This window comes from Vicinamibacteria bacterium (assembly GCA_035620555.1).
GTDB lineage: Bacteria > Acidobacteriota > Vicinamibacteria > Marinacidobacterales > SMYC01 > DASPGQ01.
Map to the genome: position 1 here is coordinate 1 of DASPGQ010000482.1, position 4,289 is coordinate 4,289.

The 4,289-nt window shown below is 63.8% G+C and carries 5 protein-coding genes; 3 read left to right on the top strand and 2 right to left on the bottom strand.

Going from position 1 to position 4,289, the window contains the following annotated elements:
• Positions 1 to 183, bottom strand: a 183-nt coding sequence (locus VEK15_19510) for a hypothetical protein (protein ID HXV62896.1), incomplete at its 3' end; no start/stop codon positions are given.
• A gap of 118 nt (positions 184 to 301) precedes the next feature.
• Between VEK15_19510 and VEK15_19515 the strand changes: the two genes are divergently transcribed.
• From VEK15_19515 to VEK15_19525, 3 genes are all read left to right on the top strand, one after another.
• A complete protein-coding gene (locus tag VEK15_19515; GenBank protein ID HXV62897.1) occupies positions 302 to 1,675 on the top strand; it encodes an amidase in 1,374 nt (457 codons plus the stop codon).
• Between the two features lie 233 nt (positions 1,676 to 1,908).
• Positions 1,909 to 2,541, top strand: coding sequence for a MotA/TolQ/ExbB proton channel family protein (locus tag VEK15_19520; protein HXV62898.1), 633 nt, complete (start codon positions 1,909 to 1,911; stop codon positions 2,539 to 2,541).
• Positions 2,538 to 2,948: a biopolymer transporter ExbD gene (locus tag VEK15_19525; GenBank protein ID HXV62899.1), complete on the top strand. Its 411-nt coding sequence runs from the start codon at positions 2,538 to 2,540 to the stop codon at positions 2,946 to 2,948. Before VEK15_19520 ends, VEK15_19525 begins: the two co-directional genes overlap by 4 nt.
• A gap of 9 nt (positions 2,949 to 2,957) precedes the next feature.
• Here VEK15_19525 and VEK15_19530 read toward each other — a convergent pair whose 3' ends face one another.
• Positions 2,958 to 3,839 (bottom strand): energy transducer TonB, encoded by an 882-nt coding sequence (locus VEK15_19530; GenBank protein ID HXV62900.1) that lies wholly within the window; start codon positions 3,837 to 3,839, stop codon positions 2,958 to 2,960.
• Positions 3,840 to 4,289 lie beyond the last annotated feature (450 nt).

Below are 4,289 nucleotides of genomic sequence, written 5' to 3' on the forward strand. Positions count from 1 at the left end.
GTCAGGGTCGGTGAAGAGCTGGTTGATTCCCACGACACGAGACGGCGTGTAGGAGGCGTCGAAACGAGTGTCGAGAGCGGGAGACCAGACGGCGAGGCCGCCGAGAATCTCGACGTCGGTCGCCCGACCGATCTCCACACATCCGAAGATGAAAAGAAGAGAAAGAGACAGTGTTTTGATCATGGGACCTCGAATTTCGTCATCAAACGATCGCGCTTTCTATTATCCCCAGGCCGACTCTTCCCCGCCATGGGTGACGGGAAAGCTGAGTCCCGGTTAGAATTCCCTTCCCTTGAAGGAAGTGCTCTGTCTGTCGGCGAGCGCGGTGGCCGCAGCAATCCGAAGGAAGGAAGTCTCGGCCGAAGAACTCGTTCGCGCTTGCCTCGATCGAATCGAAGCCGTCAATCCGCGGCTGAACGCCGTGGTGTGCTCGAGTGCCGATCGTGCTCTCGAAGAAGCGAGGGCCGCGGACCGGGCGCTGTCGCGAGACGAGAAAGTCGGAGCTCTTCACGGAGTTCCGATGACGATCAAGGACACGTTCGATACCGAAGGGGTGCGTTCTACCTACGGAACCCTGGGTCGGGCCGAGCACGTGCCAATGCGAGACGCCACCGTGGTCGCCCGTCTTCGGGCCGAAGGTGCCATCCTCCTGGGGAAGACCAACACCCCGGAGATGACCTTGTCGTATGACACCGACAACCGGGTTTACGGTCGTACCCACAACCCCTACGATGTGACTCGGATGCCAGGGGGCTCGAGCGGGGGCGCGGTGGCGATCGTGGCCGCCTGCGGCTCCTATTTCGACGTAGGAAGCGATCTCGGCGGAAGCATCCGGCTGCCCGCTCATTTCAGCGGGATCGCGGGCCTCAAGCCGACCTCGGGCCGCGTACCGAGAACGGGGCACTTTCCGCCGCCGCGCGGTGTCACTCAGCGCATGGTCCACGTCGGGCCGCTCGCCCGCCGTGTCGAGGACCTCGAGCTCCTGCTGAAGATCATTGAGGGGCCGGATGGCAAAGACCCGTTCATTGCGCCCGTTCCTCTCACTCGTTCATCCGACGTCGAGCTCTCGAAGCTGCGGGGCGCTTTCTTCGTCGACAACGGCATTGCTCCTCCGACCGACGAGACGGTGAGGGTCGTCGAGGCCACGGTCGCCGCGCTCGCGGGGAAAGGCATTTCTTTCGAGGAAGCGCGACCCGACGGCATCGAGACGACCGTCGAGCTTCACGCCGGGCTTCTCCGTGGATGGGACGGCGGGGCTCAGGTGCGCCTTCTGCTGGAAGAGGCGGGGACCTCCCTCGAGGAGACCACGCTCTCTCGTTATCTCGAAGCGCCCACGCGCGAACCCGAGCGACTCGTCCGCCTCCGAGACCGGTGGGACCGGTTCTGTCGGAACGCCCTGGCATTTTTCGATCGCTACGATTTCTTCGTGTCTCCGGTCAATGCTTTCCCGGCGCTGAGGCCGAGCGAGCTTCCCGACTCGTATCCGGGATTCAGTTACACGATGACCCAGAATCTGACCGGATGGCCTGCCGCGGTCGTCCGGGCGGGTACGTCGTCGGGAGGCCTTCCGATCGGCGTCCAGCTGACCGCGGGCCCGTGGCGAGACGATCGGGTCATCGCGCTCGCGGCGCGCGTCGAAGAAGCGCTCGGCGGTTGGGCTCCGCCACCGATCTGACGAAGTCGGAATCGCAGAGCTTCTGGACGCCGATCGGAAGGTTCGCGAGCTCGTCCAACCGTCTCACCAAGCGATATGGCATCCCGTGAGCTTCTTCCCGCGTTTCTAAATGGCAGGGTGACCACACCACCCGCTCCGTACCCCGGTGCGGTAGGTCAGCCTGGGTTCCTGGCGCCGGGAAAGGGCTTGCTCGTCGGGCCTCGTGGACCTATTTTGTTCGGCGAGGAGATGCCATGAACTTCATTCTTCAAGCCGGCCCGCTCCTTTGGCCGATCGTGCTCTGTTCCGTCATCGGCTTCGCCATCTTTCTCGATCGCGCCTATGCGTTGTATCGGTTCGGTTCGGGGCAGCGGAAGCTCGTGCCGCAGGTCGTTCTGCTCGTCGCTCAAGGCAAGGTCGAAGACGCGTCGAGCCTTTGCCGCGAGAATCGTGGTCCCATCATGAACGTCCTCGGAACGTCCCTGCGATCGCGCGATCTCTCGAGCGAAGAGCGAGAGCAGATCCTCACCGTGTCCGGCAACCGCGAGCTCCATGACCTGGAACGGGGTTTGAGGGGCATCGCGGTCATCGCCCGAATCGCGCCGCTCTTGGGGCTCCTCGGCACCGTCGTCGGTCTGGTGGAGGCGTTTCTCGCGGTCTCGACGATGCAAGGCCCGCCGGATCCCTCGGTTCTCGCGAGTGGAATCTGGCAGGCACTGCTCACGACCGTGGCCGGACTCGTCGTCGCCATCCCCGCCATCGTGTCGCATGAATGGCTCCAGAGCCGTATCGACGCTCTTGCCCTTGCGATGGAAGAGGCTTTGGCGGAAGTCGCCAGTTTCGGCGCGTCTTCGCCGGCATCCGATGCTCGAAGGAATGAGGCATGATCAGCTTTCGCCGCAGAAAGCGAGTGGGGGCGCCAATCGATCTGACCCCGCTCATCGACGTCGTGTTCCAGCTCCTGGTTTTCTTCCTCCTCACGTCGGCCTTCATCAACCCCGGCATTCGCGTGGAGCTTCCTTCGGCGGAGTCGGGAGAGGCGAGCGGGGACGCGGGGGTGAGCATCTCCGTCGAAGCGAGCGGGCGGATCTTTCTGGGTGATCGGGAGGTGACCCTCTTGACGCTCTCGGATCAGCTTCTTCTGGAAGCCGGCGGTGATTTCGACGTTCCCGTCGCGATCTGGGGAGACGATGGCGTGCCGTACGGCCGTCTCGTTCAGATTCTCGACATTTGCCGCACTTCGGGTCTGACGAGCGTCGTGCTCATGGTTCGCCAGGTCGAGGCGAGCCCGTAAGCGCGGGCCTCAAAACAGCTTGAAATCGACGACGACTTCGGCGATGACGTCGACAGGCTGGCCGCGAAACTTCCCCGGGAGGAAGCGCCACTTCCGCACCGCCTCGATGGCGCTTCGATCGAGTTCCGGGTCGAGGCTTTCGATTAAACCGACGCTCCCGACGGTTCCGTCCTTCAGAATGATGACTTCCAACACTACTTCGCCTTCGATCCTTTTCCGCAAAGCCTCGTTGGTGTAGGCCGGCTCGACGCGGCGGATCACGATCGGGGGCTCGACACCCGACCCCACGCGGTACGCCCCGCCGCCGTAGCCGCCGCCTCGTCCCTCGCCCACTCCGGGACCTTCGCCGGGACCGATGCCCGTCCCCACGCCGGTACCGGCCCCACCCCCGCTTCCGGGACCGCCTGACTCGTTCGCTTGTTCGGTTCCTTCCAGAACGCCTTTTTGTGTGATCTCGTCGGGGGCGGTGGGCACGAAAGGCGCGACAACGTCCATCGCAGGCTCGAGCGCCTGTTCGACCGGTGTGGGATCCGGTTCGAAGATCAGCGGCTCGGTCGCCTTCGGTTGAATCGCCACCTCGGCGACGTCCTCGCCCTCGGCCTTTCGCACCGACGGCGGCGCCGGTGATTCTTCTCCTCCTCCGCCCCCGCCACCCCCGGGCCCCACCTCGATCTCGAAAACCAGTGTGAGCGGCTCGAAACCGACCGGTCCCTCGGAGAGCGTGGGTACGCGCCCCAGAAAGACCATCAACGCCAGCAGGATGAGAACATGTGTCCCTGCCGCGACGCCTGTAGCGATCGCCGAGTGGCCGCGCTGTCGCGTGCGGACCTCGATTGGCTCACCGGTGAGCACGCTCATGGGGCCAGCGTGCGCCGCGCTTTTCGGCTGCATCGTCCTCCCAGATTAGACGCGACGGGGTAACGTAGGAAGATCGCTCAGGCGGCCTTTCGCTGGGCGATGCGAGCCGTCCTCGCCACCGTGCTTTCCTGTTTGTCGCCGCCGACACCGGACTCGGGCCCCGAGCAACTGCGGTCGGAGATCGGGCTCCTCGCAGTCGTCTGCTTTACGCTTATGCCAAAGTGATTGGCTGCTGAGTACGGCAGCTAGGCAGTGAGGGTTGGACTCGACGTCAACGTTCGTGAATGCTGCGCCGAGGCTGCCACCACCATTCTGTCTACTGACTCTCTAGCCACTTTAGCCCTTGGCTAGGGAAGCCTCCCCGATCTCCTTCTTGCGACAACCTCCGCGACCCTTGGGTCTTCGAGCCTGTGTGTTTCTTCTGGATGTTACGCGATCGTTTGAACTACGAGTCCCGATGCACCGTGTCGGGAGAGACCGCCG

Excerpts from the sequence above, each read along its gene's own strand:
- VEK15_19525 (HXV62899.1), top strand. The coding sequence starts at position 2,538 with ATGATCAGCTTTCGCCGCAGAAAGCGAGTGGGGGCGCCAATCGATCTG.
- VEK15_19520 (HXV62898.1), top strand. The coding sequence starts at position 1,909 with ATGAACTTCATTCTTCAAGCCGGCCCGCTCCTTTGGCCGATCGTGCTC.
- VEK15_19530 (HXV62900.1), bottom strand. The coding sequence starts at position 3,839 with ATGCAGCCGAAAAGCGCGGCGCACGCTGGCCCCATGAGCGTGCTCACC.